At 36.4% G+C, this 15,221-nt stretch carries 23 protein-coding genes; 18 read left to right on the top strand and 5 right to left on the bottom strand.

Annotated elements, in window-relative coordinates; translation table 11 throughout:
- Positions 1-100 precede the first annotated feature (100 nt).
- Positions 101-1,282, bottom strand: coding sequence for an argininosuccinate synthase (locus EJ01_RS07590; RefSeq protein ID WP_048082109.1), 1,182 nt, complete (start codon positions 1,280-1,282; stop codon positions 101-103).
- 81 nt (positions 1,283-1,363) lie between these two features.
- On the opposite strand from EJ01_RS07590, the gene EJ01_RS07585 reads away from it, so the two are divergent.
- The 18 genes from EJ01_RS07585 to ehbP all read left to right on the top strand — a co-directional run bounded on the left by EJ01_RS07585 (position 1,364) and on the right by ehbP (position 12,522).
- Entirely contained in the window at positions 1,364-2,083 is a 720-nt protein-coding gene (locus tag EJ01_RS07585; protein ID WP_048082108.1) for a succinylglutamate desuccinylase/aspartoacylase domain-containing protein, read from the top strand.
- A gap of 50 nt (positions 2,084-2,133) precedes the next feature.
- Complete coding sequence (locus EJ01_RS07580) at positions 2,134-2,814, top strand: metal-dependent hydrolase (protein ID WP_048082107.1); 681 nt, start codon at positions 2,134-2,136, stop codon at positions 2,812-2,814.
- Positions 2,815-3,022: 208 nt separating this feature from the next.
- Positions 3,023-3,337 (top strand): Na+/H+ antiporter subunit E, encoded by a 315-nt coding sequence (locus EJ01_RS07575; RefSeq protein ID WP_048082106.1) that lies wholly within the window; start codon positions 3,023-3,025, stop codon positions 3,335-3,337.
- A gap of 15 nt (positions 3,338-3,352) precedes the next feature.
- The gene (locus EJ01_RS07570; RefSeq protein WP_048082105.1) at positions 3,353-3,613 is read left to right on the top strand and encodes a monovalent cation/H+ antiporter complex subunit F; all 261 of its coding nucleotides are present in this window, start codon (positions 3,353-3,355) and stop codon (positions 3,611-3,613) included.
- A gap of 1 nt (position 3,614) precedes the next feature.
- The gene (locus EJ01_RS07565) at positions 3,615-3,890 is read left to right on the top strand and encodes a monovalent cation/H+ antiporter subunit G (protein ID WP_048082104.1); all 276 of its coding nucleotides are present in this window, start codon (positions 3,615-3,617) and stop codon (positions 3,888-3,890) included.
- Complete coding sequence (locus EJ01_RS07560; protein ID WP_048082103.1) at positions 3,883-4,119, top strand: DUF4040 domain-containing protein; 237 nt, start codon at positions 3,883-3,885, stop codon at positions 4,117-4,119. The genes EJ01_RS07565 and EJ01_RS07560 overlap by 8 nt, the downstream gene beginning before the upstream one ends.
- 29 nt (positions 4,120-4,148) lie before the next feature.
- Positions 4,149-4,511 carry a cation:proton antiporter subunit C gene (locus EJ01_RS07555; RefSeq protein ID WP_048082102.1) on the top strand — a complete coding sequence of 121 codons (363 nt, stop codon included), beginning with the start codon at positions 4,149-4,151 and terminating at the stop codon, positions 4,509-4,511.
- A gap of 87 nt (positions 4,512-4,598) precedes the next feature.
- The gene (gene ehbF, locus EJ01_RS07550; RefSeq protein ID WP_048082101.1) at positions 4,599-6,095 is read left to right on the top strand and encodes an energy conserving hydrogenase EhbF; all 1,497 of its coding nucleotides are present in this window, start codon (positions 4,599-4,601) and stop codon (positions 6,093-6,095) included.
- 14 nt (positions 6,096-6,109) lie between these two features.
- Positions 6,110-6,448: a hypothetical protein gene (locus EJ01_RS07545; RefSeq protein WP_048082100.1), complete on the top strand. Its 339-nt coding sequence runs from the start codon at positions 6,110-6,112 to the stop codon at positions 6,446-6,448.
- Positions 6,441-6,728, top strand: coding sequence for a hypothetical protein (locus EJ01_RS07540; RefSeq protein WP_048082099.1), 288 nt, complete (start codon positions 6,441-6,443; stop codon positions 6,726-6,728). The genes EJ01_RS07545 and EJ01_RS07540 overlap by 8 nt, the downstream gene beginning before the upstream one ends.
- Complete coding sequence (locus EJ01_RS07535; RefSeq protein ID WP_048082098.1) at positions 6,725-7,225, top strand: MnhB domain-containing protein; 501 nt, start codon at positions 6,725-6,727, stop codon at positions 7,223-7,225. Before EJ01_RS07540 ends, EJ01_RS07535 begins: the two co-directional genes overlap by 4 nt.
- Positions 7,222-7,470: a hypothetical protein gene (locus tag EJ01_RS07530; RefSeq protein ID WP_048082097.1), complete on the top strand. Its 249-nt coding sequence runs from the start codon at positions 7,222-7,224 to the stop codon at positions 7,468-7,470. Before EJ01_RS07535 ends, EJ01_RS07530 begins: the two co-directional genes overlap by 4 nt.
- Before the next feature lie 142 nt (positions 7,471-7,612).
- On the top strand, positions 7,613-8,968 hold the full coding sequence (locus EJ01_RS07525; protein ID WP_048082096.1) for a 4Fe-4S binding protein: 1,356 nt from the start codon (positions 7,613-7,615) through the stop codon (positions 8,966-8,968).
- Complete coding sequence (locus EJ01_RS07520) at positions 8,965-9,462, top strand: 4Fe-4S dicluster domain-containing protein (RefSeq protein WP_048082095.1); 498 nt, start codon at positions 8,965-8,967, stop codon at positions 9,460-9,462. The genes EJ01_RS07525 and EJ01_RS07520 overlap by 4 nt, the downstream gene beginning before the upstream one ends.
- A 30-nt stretch (positions 9,463-9,492) precedes the next feature.
- Complete coding sequence (locus tag EJ01_RS07515; protein ID WP_048082094.1) at positions 9,493-9,939, top strand: NADH-quinone oxidoreductase subunit B family protein; 447 nt, start codon at positions 9,493-9,495, stop codon at positions 9,937-9,939.
- 56 nt (positions 9,940-9,995) lie between these two features.
- On the top strand, positions 9,996-11,150 hold the full coding sequence (locus EJ01_RS07510) for a hydrogenase large subunit (RefSeq protein WP_048082093.1): 1,155 nt from the start codon (positions 9,996-9,998) through the stop codon (positions 11,148-11,150).
- A 65-nt stretch (positions 11,151-11,215) separates the two neighbouring features.
- Positions 11,216-12,214 carry a respiratory chain complex I subunit 1 family protein gene (locus tag EJ01_RS07505; protein ID WP_048082092.1) on the top strand — a complete coding sequence of 333 codons (999 nt, stop codon included), beginning with the start codon at positions 11,216-11,218 and terminating at the stop codon, positions 12,212-12,214.
- 47 nt (positions 12,215-12,261) lie between these two features.
- Entirely contained in the window at positions 12,262-12,522 is a 261-nt protein-coding gene (gene ehbP, locus EJ01_RS07500; RefSeq protein ID WP_048082091.1) for an energy-converting hydrogenase B subunit EhbP, read from the top strand.
- 19 nt (positions 12,523-12,541) lie between these two features.
- Here the strand turns inward: ehbP and EJ01_RS07495 are convergent, their stop codons facing one another.
- Genes EJ01_RS07495 through EJ01_RS07480 form a run of 4 tightly spaced genes read right to left on the bottom strand, consistent with a single transcriptional unit; the run spans position 12,542 to position 15,215 of the window.
- Positions 12,542-13,171: a flavodoxin family protein gene (locus EJ01_RS07495; protein ID WP_048082090.1), complete on the bottom strand. Its 630-nt coding sequence runs from the start codon at positions 13,169-13,171 to the stop codon at positions 12,542-12,544.
- Positions 13,172-13,229: 58 nt separating this feature from the next.
- Positions 13,230-13,874: a flavodoxin family protein gene (locus EJ01_RS07490; RefSeq protein WP_048082089.1), complete on the bottom strand. Its 645-nt coding sequence runs from the start codon at positions 13,872-13,874 to the stop codon at positions 13,230-13,232.
- Positions 13,875-13,898: 24 nt separating this feature from the next.
- On the bottom strand, positions 13,899-14,474 hold the full coding sequence (locus EJ01_RS07485) for a nitroreductase family protein (RefSeq protein WP_048082088.1): 576 nt from the start codon (positions 14,472-14,474) through the stop codon (positions 13,899-13,901).
- A gap of 42 nt (positions 14,475-14,516) precedes the next feature.
- A complete protein-coding gene (locus tag EJ01_RS07480; protein WP_048082087.1) occupies positions 14,517-15,215 on the bottom strand; it encodes a flavodoxin family protein in 699 nt (232 codons plus the stop codon).
- Positions 15,216-15,221: the final 6 nt, after the last annotated feature.

The raw sequence follows: 15,221 nt of genomic DNA, 5'->3' as shown, positions 1-15,221 counted from the left end.
CCATAGCATACTGAATACTTAAAAAAGGTTTAAAGCTGATAAATTTTATTTAAAATAGTATACGATTCAAAATGCAAATAAAAAATAAAAACAAAGGACATTAGTCCTTTTTACATATCTTATTATATGTTGCAGCCTGCATACCGTAGTTTTTGACCATTCCAGTCATTTCACGCTGGTCTATTCCTTTGTCTTCAAAGGAAACTGCTTCTTCACTGTAAATACTGTAAGGAGATTCCCTTCCAAGTATCCTCATGTTTCCTTTGTGGAGTTTCACTCTTACAGTTCCAGTTACCCTTCTCTGCATGTTATCAACAGCGCTGTCAAGGTCTTCCCTTAGAGGATCATGCCACAGTCCATCATATACAAGTTCAGAATAGATTTCTGAAATGTATGCAGCGAATTTAAGCTCGCTTCTTGTAAGTGTGAGCTGTTCTAATGCTTTGTGAGCAGTTATAAGTAAAATTGCTCCAGGTACTTCGTAATTTTCCCTTGATTTGAGGCCAATTATTCTGTCCTCAATAATATCAATTCTACCAACACCGTGCTTACCTGCAATTTCGTTGCATTTTCCAATTATATCCAGAGGTTTCATTTCTTCATTATCTAAAGCTACAGGCACCCCGTTTTCAAATTTGATTTCCAGTACCTGTGCTTCATCTGGAGCATCTTCAGTTGAATTTGTCCAGCTGAATGCTTCTTCTGGTGTTTCAACCATTGGGTCTTCCAGGATATCTCCTTCTATGGATCTTCCCCATATGTTTTCATCGATACTGTAAAGTTTATCAGAAGCAAGAGGAATACCATGGTCCTTTGCATATTTTACTTCTTCTGTTCGGGTAAGATTTAAATCCCTTATTGGAGCTATTATATCTGCATTGGATTTAGATCTTATCATAGCTTCAAATCTAAACTGGTCGTTACCTTTACCAGTGCATCCATGAGCTATTGCGTCTGCACCTTCTTTTTTAGCAAGTTCTACGATTTTCATCGCTATTAACGGCCTTGCAAGTGCAGTGCTTAATGGATATCCTTCATATAATGCATTAGCTTTAATTGCTTTGAATATAAAATCTTCTGCAAATTCATCCTTTGCATCTATAGTATAATGTTTTGAAACGCCTATTTTATCTGCAGCTGACGCTGGTCTTTCTATTTCATCTTCAGGCTGTCCTACATCTACGCATGCTGTTACAACTTCCATGTCATATTTTTCTTCAAGTAACTTGATGCACACTGATGTATCTAGACCTCCACTGAATGCGAGAACAACTTTTTTCATTATTTCACCTTGATTATTTATATGAGTCTATAAAAATATAAGATAACTATAAACAATTATCAATTTAAACTTGGTGGAAGTATGGCTATCAAAAATATAACTACAATATCTAATGAAACTAAGGGAGAAATTGAAAAAAATATTCACTTAATGGAACATGTTCCTGAAAGTGAAATCATAGCTGACTTAGTTCAAACAGCAAAATCTGGAACTCCCCTTTTAAAAATAGGCCACGGATTTCCAAAAATAATGATAACTGCAGGAATACATGGAAATGAACTCCCACCGCAGGCAGCTGCAGCCAGGCTTATAGCAAATTTATCATATCAAGATCTAAATGGAACAATTTACATAATACCTTTTGCAGTACCCCATGCCACTATGGAAAATTCAAGGAGATTTAAAGGAGTAGATATGAATAGAGCCGCTTCAAAGGGAGGATTTATATCTAATAATATATTAAATGCCATTAAAGACCTTAAAATAAGTGCGGTAGGTGATTTTCATTCCACCAAACCCGGGAGCAATCCCGGGGTTGAAAGTGTTTTTTGTTCTAAAAGCCCATGTTATAAAAGCTATTTGATAGCAAAGTACATAACAGAGTCTACTTCTTCAAAAATAATATGCCATAAAGAAGCCGGCGCCCTATACAATGGAGCGCTTGAAGATGAATGTAATCTTGAAGGAGTCCCGGCCGTGACATGTGAAGTTGTATCACAAAATGGGCTAGTAACCAATAAAAGCCAGGAACGGTCTTACCTGCAGATGATATCCTACTTAAAATATTTTGATATAATTTAAATTCAATTTCACCACTAATAATCCATTATTTTTCTATTACAGTGATTAAAATGCCGTCTTACAAAAAACATGCCCTCTTCTCCATAATAATAACAATACCATTCGTTCACGATATCTTCTATCTTTCACTTGCATTAATTGGAGCGTCCATGATAGACATGGACCACCACATACGGAAGAACGATCTAATTCTTCTAGCAGTATTAGGGGTTTTACTGACACTTTCGCTTTATATTTTGAAACTGCCATTTTTAATAGGAATTTCATTAATTGTAATGGCATTTATCTTCTATTTATCAAAACACAGGGGATTTGTACATTCCATATTCGGAGTGCTGGCCCTGTCATTTTTACTTGCTTTTTCCATCATTGGAATTTATGCATTACTTCATGGGTTTAATATAGATGAAAAGATCAGCCTAATTGTAATTTCTGTCATTTTAGGCATTGTAACTTTAAATAAAAAATTTTTACTGCCTTTTTTTATTCTGGTGCCTGTTGGAATAATTATAACAAAAAATCCAGACTTAAACCTGTTTTATGCATTTTTAGCTGTATTAATTGGGTCTTTAAGCCACATACTACTTGATCTTTTCACTCCCAGCGGAATACGATTATTTAGTCCACTATCATCTAAAAAATTTAAAAAAAATTATGGAACCATTTTATTTATATTATGGGCATTTTTAGCCTTTATTTATGTTTTTAAGTTTAACAGTACCCTATTTTGATTTAGGATCATGAAGTTAAAGTGGTTCCTGTTTTTGAGTAATAAATTAGGGCACACTAGTCATCCAAAGATAAAAGGGGTAGCTTTATATATCATGTTTTATCATTATAATTACATGATATAATGGTTGATTTTCAAGGTGATGGCCTAATTTCACCTTAAGCCATAAAAATTAAATGATTACATTGTTTGCAAAGAGAGGTTACTCCATGAATATCATATTCAAAATGTTTTATGCAATTGCTTATTTCATCGTACTTATTATAGAGATTATAAAAGCTACTTTAGATGTAGCAGGAAGAACGTTGAATGGTAAAGTCGAACCAGAAATAATAGAAATTGAAACTGAACTTAAAAGGCCAATTTCTCAGGTTATACTTGCAAATAGCATAACTTTAACCCCAGGTACACTTTCAATTGATGTAGACACTGAAAACTGCATTATAAAAGTTGCAACAATCGTTCCAAGAAAAAAAGAGGATGTAATTCCCTTTGAACCATATATTAAAGGGTGGCTAGAGTAAATAAAAGGTGTTAAAATGGATATACTAACGATATCTGAATACATTTTGATGGGGGCACTTGCAATCTATGCAATTGCTACAATACGGATTTCAACAAGGAAAACCATATCCATGGGTATTGTAGGGCTGCTTGGTTTGAGTATTGCAGTAGCAACATTATTAGTTTTAATAGGACAAGTTTATGGAATATTATATTGTGAGACTATAGCCCTTGCACTGGTTATTCTGGGCCCTATAGGTACCATAGCGTTTTCAAAGGTTATACGGGGATGGTAATTTGGATGATATAATAACTTTGATAAGATCAGCGGTAATGATAATAGCTGCAATCCTCATAGTCCTTACAGCAATTGGACTAATTAGATACAAAGATGATAAAGATAAAATTCTCTATGCAAGGATACACATGCTTGGTGTTACAGATATGGCATGTATCGTGGCGTTAATTGCCCTTTACCAGCCTTTTTTAGCTATTATATACTTATTCCTTACACCGCTCGCATCTCATGCTATAGCTAATGCTTATTATTATGGAGAGGAAAAAAATGATTGATTACATATTAATGATTATAGCAGTCTTCGGAGCAATTATAGCTTTAATTCAAAGAGATCTCCTTAAAGCTGCCATATTAACTGGAATTTCAGGAACTGCAATTGCTTTTCTGTTCCAATACTTACTGGCTCCAGATGTAGCATTAACTCAAGCAATTGTAGGTTCAGCTATAATACCCGTATTTATTGCACTCGCAGTTAAGAAAACACGTAGAATGGAGGAAGAATAGTTACATTTATTGCATCTTGAGGGATTATCATGGTTATAGATACACAGCTTGCATCGTTTTTTACATCAGGGGCATTAATAATAATAGGCATATTTGCCGCTTTATTTATTGATAATTTAATAAAAAAAGTCATAGGGCTAGCCTTTATTGCAGATGGAGTAAATCTATTCATTATCACAATGGGATATAAAGCCGGCGGGATCGTGTATATTTTCATGCCAGGCATGGTAATTGACCAGTTTGCCCAAAATGCATCATATCCACTCCCATTTGCTTTAGTTCTCACCAGTATTGTAATTGGGGCAAGTACACTGGCTGTAATGCTCGGTTTAATAATACTACTATACAAAAAGTACGGGTCAATAAACGCGTCAAAGATTCTTGGAGAGTAAAAAGATGTCCGGAATAAAAAACACAGATATTCAAAATCACATTAATCTGTCTTTGAATACACCTAAATGGTTAATTGGGGGCGAACTATGAACCCATTAATTCCACTCATGGTTATAATTCCAATTACATGTGCATTGCTTTTAAACCTGTTCCATACAAAGGACCGTATTGTAAAAATACTCTCAATTGTAGTAGCTTTAGCTTTACCGATTATACCTTTAGTTACAACCTACGGTTTTCACTACGTAGGAGGGTATAGCACATTAGCAAACAGTCCCACGCTAGCACAGGGATTACCAGCTTTCATTACAAATTCTGCGTTAAACCTGTTCCATATGGGCATAGTCTATTCATTTGGTAGTGCTCAGCAGATTTTAATATTTATATTGGGCTTAATTGCATTTTTAGCAATATTTACGTCTTTAAGCGAAACAAAAAAAGCTTCTGGAGTCTATGCATTCCTGATGTTTATGGGAACAGCTGCAATGACTGCAATTCTCCTTACAGATGACATATTCAACCTTTATGTCTTCTTTGAAATTGCAGCAATAGCACAGGTTGGTATTGTGGTTGCATCTAAAATTAAAGGCAGTTACGAGACGGCCTTAAAATATATGATTCTAGGAAGTATTGCTTCCCCATTACTATTACTTGGAGTAGCGCTCCTTCTAGGAGTTACAGGTAACGTAAATATAACAGATATAGTTTATTCCCTACAACATGGATTAGTAGATCCTAAAAACCCGGTACTGCTTATGGCATGTGCACTTATAACATTTGGATGGCTTTATGCATCAGGACTCCCACCATTCCATACTATAAAATCAGATATATACAGTAAAGCTTTGCCTCATGGAGCTGCTTTGCTCCAGGTATTTTCAGTATTTACACTTGCAGCACTTGGAGTCATAATCCTCAGAATATTCTCATATCTGGCATTTTCAAAGGTATTTATAATAGCCGTATCTTTAGCTGCGATGATACTCAGCATAACCATGGCACTCATGCAGACCGATGTCAAAAGGATTATTGGATATCTCGCTGTTGGTGAATTAGGTTATATTGGATTAGGACTGGGAATTGGAACTGCAGCCAGTATAACAGCAGGGCTTTTCCAGGCAGTAAATGAAGCAGTGATAACCGCTTTCTTGTTCATAGGATTCGGTAATATCCTTTATAAGACAAAAGAAAGTGATATCAGAAAACTCGGTGGAATGATGGTAGAGACACCTAAAACTGCCCTACTTGTACTTTTAGCAGGGCTTGCAATGGCCGGTGTTCCACCACTCAACGCATTCCAGAGCAAATTAATGTTAATTCAATCAGCTTTAAGTGCAGGAATACCTGAACTAGGTATAATCATGATACTTCTAAGTATTGTGACATTTATGACATTTATGAAGGCATTTTATGCCGTTTATATGAGGCCTAAACCAAGAGAACTTGAAATCAAAGAGGGTAAAATACCTAAAGCAACCATATTCTCTCTGGTTGTACTCCTGATTGTATGTATTATATTAGGTCTTTTCCCACAGGTTGCAACTGGTTTCCTGCAGGGACTGGCAAATAGCTTGGTAATATAAAATAGAGGGATTCTATGGGCATTTATGATATTATAATAAACAGAATAAAGAAAGTTCAAGGACAGGATGGAGAAGATAAACCTGTAACCAGTATTGAGACTTCATCAATGTTAGCAGCAGAAATAACGCTTTTATCATCCCTTTTGGTTGCAGTGATAATGTTAAGATTCTTCAACAATGCTTTAATGATCGTTGCAGTTCTGCTGGTAATTGTAATAGCATTTTTTGCAATGCCTGTCATGCCAAAATTAAAGGAAGAACAAAATGATTCACTTAATGGAATGGTATTCTATACAATTTTAGCGCTGGGAATCATTTCAGTATTGTTTTACTGGGGGAGTTTAAATGTCTGAGGGATTAAGAAATCTTATTGCAAGTATTTCATTATTATTATTCGCCGTGACACTATTCCATACCATATATGGGTTTGATCAGATATTGAACCCCGGAATAAGTTATATTTATAACTGGATAGGCCCTCATATCGCTCCAAACATGGTTACAAATGTAGTATTTGACTGGAGAGGATATGATACACTTGGAGAAGCACTGATACTTGTAACTGCAGTTGTTGTTGTACTGCTTATATTTGGAAGAGGAAAAGTTGATTACGGTGGGGAGGAAGACAAATGAGTACAATCCTTAAATTATTTGTATTCCCAATATCACTTATAATAATTCTCATAGGGCTAAATACAATTCTTGGAGGACATATAACCCCTGGAGGAGGATTTCAGGGAGGTGCAATGATAGCAGGAGGCATAATATTCTGTATCATTGTCTATGGACTTGAAGAAAGTCCCATCAAAATTTCACACAGCTTTATGGCATCCCTCGAAAGTGCAGGCGCTTTAGGCTATATATTTTTAGGACTTGCAGGATTAGTATTCTCAGGGTTCTTCATGTACAACCTTGGTGTTGATCTTTACAATATAGTACCACAATTCATACAAAACCTGTTTGACTATCCTGACCCCGTACATGCAGGAATTATACCCTATCTGAACTTTGTAGTGGGTTTAAAAGTGTTAGTTGGTCTAAGTGCAGTGGTAATAGCTTTCTTAGAGAGTGACAAACTTCTTAGAAGCAATGAACAAAGTGAGAATCTTTTTGGAGAGGATGAACAATGATTTTCTACCTTGGTCCATTGGTACTTGGATTTCTGCTGGGATTCATATTAGGAACAAGAATAAAACCAGTTCCAGAAAGTAAATTGAAGTTTGATAAAGAAGTTTATGCCATTGTGGTAATTGTAGCAATCATAATAGCTTACTATCAGGGGCCTTTCCCATATTATCAAGATATTCCTTTAGCATCCGGAATTTTATCAGGCATTGTAGGTATAATCGTTGGTAAATTAACTTTCGGGAGATAATAAGACTTTAAAACAAGAAGGTAATAATATCTAAAAAACATTGATTTAGAGTTAGAAGTGCAGTGTAGTAAGTACACTTCACAATAATCAAAGATCCAAATCACGTTTAAACATTCGAAAAAAAAGTTAGAGGGTAAAGATTATGTTTTTATCAACAAAAAAATGCGAAGGCATCGGAGAATGTATCAAAGAATGCCCCACAGGTGCCATTAGATTAATAGACGGTAAAGCATTCAGCTGTATTACCTGTGGCGCTTGTGAAGAAGCATGCCCCAACAGAGCTATTTTTAAAAATAGATATGGAGGTTATGTTGTTGATAGGGCAAAATGTAACGCATGCGGAGTCTGCGAGTTAACCTGTCCTGTAAGCAGCATATCAATTGAGGGAGATCTGGTAAAAGGGATATGTTCCAGATGTGGAATATGTGCAGACAACTGCCCAATTGGTGCCCGTGTTGACGCGTATGACGTAATAGAAGACAGACAAATTAAATTCCTTGAATCTTTAAATCTTACAAACCCACCGCAGATAAAGGTTAAAAAAGAAGAAGGAAAAGCAAGCAGAGTTAATGTGATTACAGACACGCAAAAGTGTACATTCTGCGGTAGATGCGAATATTACTGCCCAACAGACGCCATTATAGTCAACAATACCCTTGAAGGCGTGTGCCAGGAATGCAGAATATGTGAAGATGTATGCCCTGCAGGCGCCATATCAAACGGGACAATAGACGAAACAAAGTGTACCCTCTGCCTTAAATGTGTTAAAGAATGTCCAAACAATGCAATATCCATTGAAGACTTTAAGATTAAAAGGAATACTAACTCCAAAGAAGCTGAAGGCTGCATTATTTCATGTTTAAACTGCGGCTTGTGTACCGAGGCATGTACACATGGAGCGCTGCAGATGATAAATGGTAAAATACGTTATGACCCTTCACTTTGTGAGGAATGCGACACCATGGAATGTCTAGATGCTTGTCCAGTAGGAACATTAAGAGTATCTGATGAAAAAGAACGGCCTATTAAAGGATACTGTGTTTCATGCGGCAGATGTGTTAAAGCATGTGATGTAAATGAAGCAAGGGGCTTCAAAACAGTTACATGGAAAGGTGATGTGTCTGAAGATTGTATATCTTGCGGCATATGTTCCGAAATATGTCCAAAAGATGCAGTTACTCTTAAAAGGGGAAGTATCGAAGTAGATCTTGAAAAATGCGTGCTATGTGAAAAATGTGCAATTCACTGCCCTCAAGATGCAATTCCACAAACCACAATGAGAAAAAAATCCATAAAAGATGGTTTTGTATTTGTAGAAAACAAGTTATGTATGAACTGTAAGCTTTGTATTAAAACCTGTCCAGAAGAAGCAATTACTGAAGATGAAATGGGCAGGGTTACAGTAGATGATTCAAAGTGCATATACTGTGGTGCATGTAGCAATGTATGTCCTGCACGAGCCATACTATTTGAAAGAGAATTCGAGGTAGCAAAATGAAAAACTTAGGCATCATATTTTTAGAGGGAATATACAGCAACATAAAAAGGATTCTTTTCGCATCAGATCGAGTAACTGATATGGAACTTCGAAATAAAATCCTGAATGGAGAAATTGTGCCTACAGATAAGGTTGCTGAAGTACCCTGTATTGGATGTTCTGGATGCAAAAATGTATGCCCGACAGGCGCGATAGAAATGGTAAGCCTTGAAGAGCCTGTTGAAGTAATAGAAGGTATCATTAAAAAAGAAAAGCCAGAGCTGAATAGTTTAAAATGTGTGCATTGTTACCATTGCCATGATTTTTGTCCACTTTACGCATTATTCGGAGAAGCGGGTACTATACATCCCAATGATGTCGGAGACGTGAATCCAGATATAAAAGAGTTGCTTAAAAAGCCAGTTAAGATATCTGAAGATAAAATAGCTTATATTTCCAAGTTTCTCTCTGACAATGCAGTAATAAGAAAAAGAGAAGATCAAAATTCTAAATAATAATCAAAACAATCACTAAGAGGGATGAGTTTGAGTTTAAAATCATATTCAAGAGCAAGAGCCGTGCATGTGATGCTTGTATATACTGGAGGATGTAATGGCTGCGATATAGAAATAGTAAACTGTATACTTTCACCAAAATACGACGCAGAACAGTACAAAGTATTTTTAACATGGAACCCAAGGGAAGCAGACGTGCTTGTAGTTACAGGGCCTGTTACCAAACATGTAGAAGCGCCTTTAAAAGCAATTTATGAATCAATTCCAGAGCCTAAAGCTGTTGTGGCAGCAGGAGCATGTGCAACAATGGGCGGAGTTTACAAGAACATCCATGGAGATATTCCCTCTGAAGAAATATCCGGACCTGTTGATCAGATCATACCAGTAGATGCTAAAATCCCAGGATGTGCTGTAAGGCCAGAAGATGTCTTATCCGGAGTTGTATCAGCTTTACCTTTACTATTAAATGCAAAATAAAATTATTGAATTATAATTAACGAATTAGGGAAAAATAAGCTTAGCAGGGATATATTATGAGTAACAATAACCAGGTTAACAGCAAAGTAATCGAAACAGAAGTTCCTCTGGGAACAGTACACTCTGCAGCATTAGAACCATACAGAGTAAGATTATTTGTTGAAGATGAATATGTAAGAGATGCCGAGATAACAATAGGTGTCAACCACAGGGGAATCGAAAGAATAATGGAAGGGCTGCCTGTTGAAAAAGCAAATGCCCTTACAGAAAAAATATGTGGAATATGTTCCCATATCCACATCTGGAACTCATGCCTTGTAGCTGAAAAAGGGCTTGAAATTGATGTTCCTCCAAGAGCAGAATATATAAGGCTTATTATGGGCGAACTTGAAAGATTACACAGTCATTTGCTTTATCTAGCCCACGGATGCGAGGTTTTAGGTCACGAAACGTTTTCAATGAGGATATTTTACATAAGAGAGACTGTAATGGAACTCCTCAGGATGATCGGAGGTAACCGTGTCCAGTACGGTGTCCCTGTAATTGGAGGTATAAGACCTCGTTCAGATCTAAATGAAATGAGGATACAGAAAATCAAAGAAGGTATGGATCTTATCGAAGAAAAAGTTACAGAGTTTGCAGACAGGTTCACAAGGGATCCTATGATAATGTCCCGTGTAACAGGAGTTGCTGCGCTCAGTAAAGAAGATGCCCTAAGGTTAGCTGCAACCGGGCCAACTCTCCGTTCAACAGGAGTTGAAGTAGATTTAAGGAGAGACATGAGGCAGTATGACCCCTTTGAATTTGAAGTAATTACTCAAGAGGACGGGGATGTTAAATCCAACCTTTTAATGCGTGCACTTGAAATTTTTGAAGCTATAAAAATAATAAGACAGGCTGTTAAAGACCTTCCAGAAGGAAAAATCACAAATAGAAGCTGGGAAATGCATGATACAGGCATAATAAGAAGCTATATAGAAGCACCAAGGGGTAAACTCTACCACTCTTACAGGTTAGAGGATGGAAGAGTAAGAAATTCTATAATACGGACACCCTCCATAACAAATATAAATGCGATGGAACATGCCTGTGTTGGAACTCACATAACTGATGCACAATTAGCAATAGTTCAGTGCGATCCATGTTTTACATGCACCGACCGTGCAATACAAATAGTGGATCACCCGCTCAAGAAATCAACAATAAAATAGTTTAAACTTATTCAAATTTTTAAAAATAATATCGAATTACAGTTAATAAGTAGGAGAAATGGCAAATGGATACATCAATGATTATAAGTTCGGCAATTGCAGTGGTTGGAACATTAATTATAGCATTTGCAGTCAGTGTCTGGCTTCCAGGTATTGAAAGAAAGTTCGTTCATGCAAGAATTCAACAGAGAGTAGGCCCTCCAGTTTCAAGTCCTGGACTCATGGCTCCCATTAAGTTTTTCTTTAAACAAGCCGTAACCCCAAACTCTCCAATGCCAAGGTTATACAATGCAATTCCTTTAATTAGCCTAATTATAGTAACAGCTATACTATTAATTATAATGCCACAAATGTACTTCTTAGGAGGATTAGCGAGCATTATAGCAGTTGTGGGATTGTTAAAAGTTGAAGAAATTACATACATGTTTATGGGTTCACTTTCCAAATCAGTATTATCAGTAAACATGCCTTTCCCAGACCATGCAAAAGGAGCTAAACACGTGGATGCAACACGTTCATTTATTGAAGAACTAAGTACCCTGCGTGCATTTAGACTTATAGCTTTCGGGTCATTCCCACTTTACATAGCGCTTTTCGTGCCTGTTGCAATGTCTAAAAGCATATACCTCAGCAATATAATTGCATTCCAGCAGTTACATGGTCCAGTACTCTTTACTGTAGCTGGTGCCATAGGTGCTGTCGTCTATTTCATTGGTTCCATGATATTACTCAACGAATACCCATTTGCCATAATGAAAACCAAAGCAGACGTTATAGAAGGACCAATGCTCGAGTACATGTCAAAATATAGAGCATACACTTATATTACAAAAGGTTTATTGATATTCGTGCTTGCAAGCTTATTTGCAACCATGTTCATCGGAATACCACCAAACCTGTTCAGCCCAGGAATACTGGTAACACTTGCAACAGCAATAATATTCCCAATTTTGATTGCATCAATGAGTGCATTCTCCCCAGTATTCACATTCAAACAATTTTACCCAGTTGTAGCTGCTACTTCAATATTAGGAGCAGTAGCTATTGCTGCATCTTTCCTGTAAAAAAATTAAGTTAATATCCAGAAAAATTAGATCATGAGGACAGTAATATGAAATTCGTAGTAAGACCTCTCCATATCATAAGTGTTGGAGGATACATCGTTGAAGTCGATTTTCCATACAGGAACATCATCGTTGTAAACCCAACAGAAGAGCCTATAAAAATTGATATCCCTGTATTTTCTACAGAATGGATCGATGAGCAACGGAAATTAGGACTAGAAATTATCCCTACAAAGGATGATGATTCATTTTTAAAGGCATTTAAAAAAGCTAAGGCTAAACTGGATATATTAAAAGCCGAAGCTTAATTTTTATTTAATTTAAAAATTAATTACTTTTTTTCAATATTTCCTCTGCAACATTATCAGCCTGCTTTAAAACATCTTTTCTACAGACAATGTCTCCTTTATTCAGTACACCACATGCCCGAATCAGGTAATTTTTGCTGAAACCTTTCTTTTCAAAGAAATATTTATATCTGGTGAAGATATCATTGAACATATTTTCGTCTGGATGTCCCTGGGCCAGTATCATGACCAGACATTTTCCAGATTCTAATCTACTGGAATTAGGATTAGTTATAAAATCAGGGGCATTAAAAGAGTATGTCCTATCTATAAAACCCTTAGTCTGAGAAGTAAGATCACCGTAATAAACACTAGATGCTAAAACTAAAACATCTGATTCCCTGACAGCTTCAAGGACTTCCTGAAGGTCATCATTTATAATGCATTTTTCTGCATCAGTGAGGCATTTTCTGCACCCCTGACATCCCATGTAATTAAGCTGATTAAGGTTAAATGTTTTTATTTCATTTGCAGGATTATCAAAATTTTTCATTTTGATACTGGAAAATCTATGATTTTGCAAGCCCTGAAAGTTCTTTAGAAAATAATCTGCAAGACTAGAACTATTTCCGTTTACCCTTGGACTTCCTTTAACGCATACAATTTTCATTTCTTAAACCTCTAACCATTTAGATATCAAAAATAAATTAAATTCAAGGATATGAAAATTATTTGCTTTTACTCCCTGCAAATCTAACTCCCATCTCAAAAGCCTTCTGGCAATCTTCTGGAAACACTTCTTTCCGCCTTTTTGCTTTCCTCTTCTCATCAAAACGAGTGGCAAGTACCTTAGAATAGTCTCTGAACTGATACGTATCATAGCTGAAGAGCGATTCTGCCTCTCCAAATATCAACCTGAGATAATTTTCATTGGTATTGAAGTGTGTAGCATATCCATATGATTCTATCTGTTCTTCAGCAATATTCATGGTGTAAATAAATGCAGAATGGATCTTTTTGGGGAAAAGAGACTGTATAGGCTCAGTGTATGTTAAATACGGAAATATCAAACGCTCAATTAACGACCTCATTTCACCAGTGACTGTCCCCAGATAAATTGGAGAACCCAAAATTATTGCATCAAAATCTTCAATTCTTTCTAAAATAGGCGTAAGGTCGTCTTTAACTGCACATTTACCATAACTTTTACTGCCCTTAGTTTTGCACGAAAAACAGCTTTTACACCCTTTAAAATTTAAATCATAAAGATTAACTAGTTCAGTTTCAGCTCCCTTAGATTCAGCCCCTTTCTTAAGTAAAGTTGCAGTATTCCATTTCTTTCGTGGGCTGCCGTTAAATGCAATCATCTTCATATTATTCCTCCATTTGAAATAAAATTAATAACCTAACCATCTAACCTTTTGTTTTAGCTCCGCATCTAACCGTGGGCGGGGCTCTGGAACTTCATCTGGATATCCCAAAGGCGTTACTGCAACGATCTCCTTGTCAGGAGAAATACCCAAAATACGGCGCAAATTATTCTCATCATGGAGCGGTCCAGTCATCCAGCAGGTGCCCAGCCCCAGATTAGTAGCTGCAAGTACCAGATTTTCCATGGCAGCGCTTGTACTTTCAAGATTTGCTTTCCTAACATTAGGTTTCTCACTTGCTCTGGTGAGCACTACTATAACTACAGGAGCCCCTCCATACCGGGCTGCAAAATCTACAAATTTCTCATCGAAAGCTGTTTCTTCAGATTCATGCATTATTTTTTCCACAACAGCCTTGAAACTGTCACCCATTGATTTAATCAGCTCCCCTGATACAACGATGAACTCCCACGGCTGCCAGTTCATTGCAGAAGGCGCCCAATTGGCAGCGTCCAGTATCTTTAAAATATCCTCTTTATTTACATGCTGATCCTTATATTTTCGAACAGATCTCCTGTTTTTAACTAAATCAAAAAATTCCATATTAAATCATCTCAATTTTTTAATGCTTAAAAAACCATCATATCACTTATCTGTAACACAACTTGCAAACCTGGCGCCTAACTCATAGGCTTTCCTGCAATCTTCTGGAAATAATTCTTTACGTATTTTTAATTTTTTTTCTATGTCAAATGCTCCCGAAACATATTTCGAATAATCATCAAATTGATAGGTATCAGTTACAAATAACGATTCAGATTGCCCTAAAATTCTTTCTAAAACCAGTTCATTAATAGACTTTAAATGTTTATCCCAACCTAATTCTTTCATCCGCGCATTATCCATACCCATTGTATAAATAAAAGCTGTTTTTATTCTTTTTGGGAAAATAGAAGACTTCTTTGGAAAAACACGACTTCTAAAAAATAGTGCAGGTGCCCCTTCATTATAAACAAAATTAGGAAACACTAAACGCTCTATAAAAGACCTCATTTCTCCTGTAACTGCCCCTACATAAATAGGCGACCCCATGATCAATGCATCTGCTTGTCTGATTCTTTCCAAAACAGGAGTTAGATCATCACTCATGGAACAACGTCCATAATTTTTTCCATTCTTTAATTTACATTGAAAACAGCTGATGCAGCCTTTATAATTTAAATCATAAATGTGGATTAGTTCAGTCTCTGCTCCTTTTGATTCTGCTCCTTCAAGAGCATTTTTGAGTAAAGTCCCAGTATTCCATTTCTTCCGTGGACTGCCGTTAACTGCAATTACCTTCATAATTCT

Origin of the sequence: Methanobacterium veterum (assembly GCF_000745485.1) — an archaeon.
In the GTDB taxonomy this organism is placed as follows: domain Archaea; phylum Methanobacteriota; class Methanobacteria; order Methanobacteriales; family Methanobacteriaceae; genus Methanobacterium_D; species Methanobacterium_D veterum.
The sequence above is the reverse complement of the archived record's forward strand: the minus strand, read 5'-3'. Positions and strand labels throughout refer to the sequence as shown.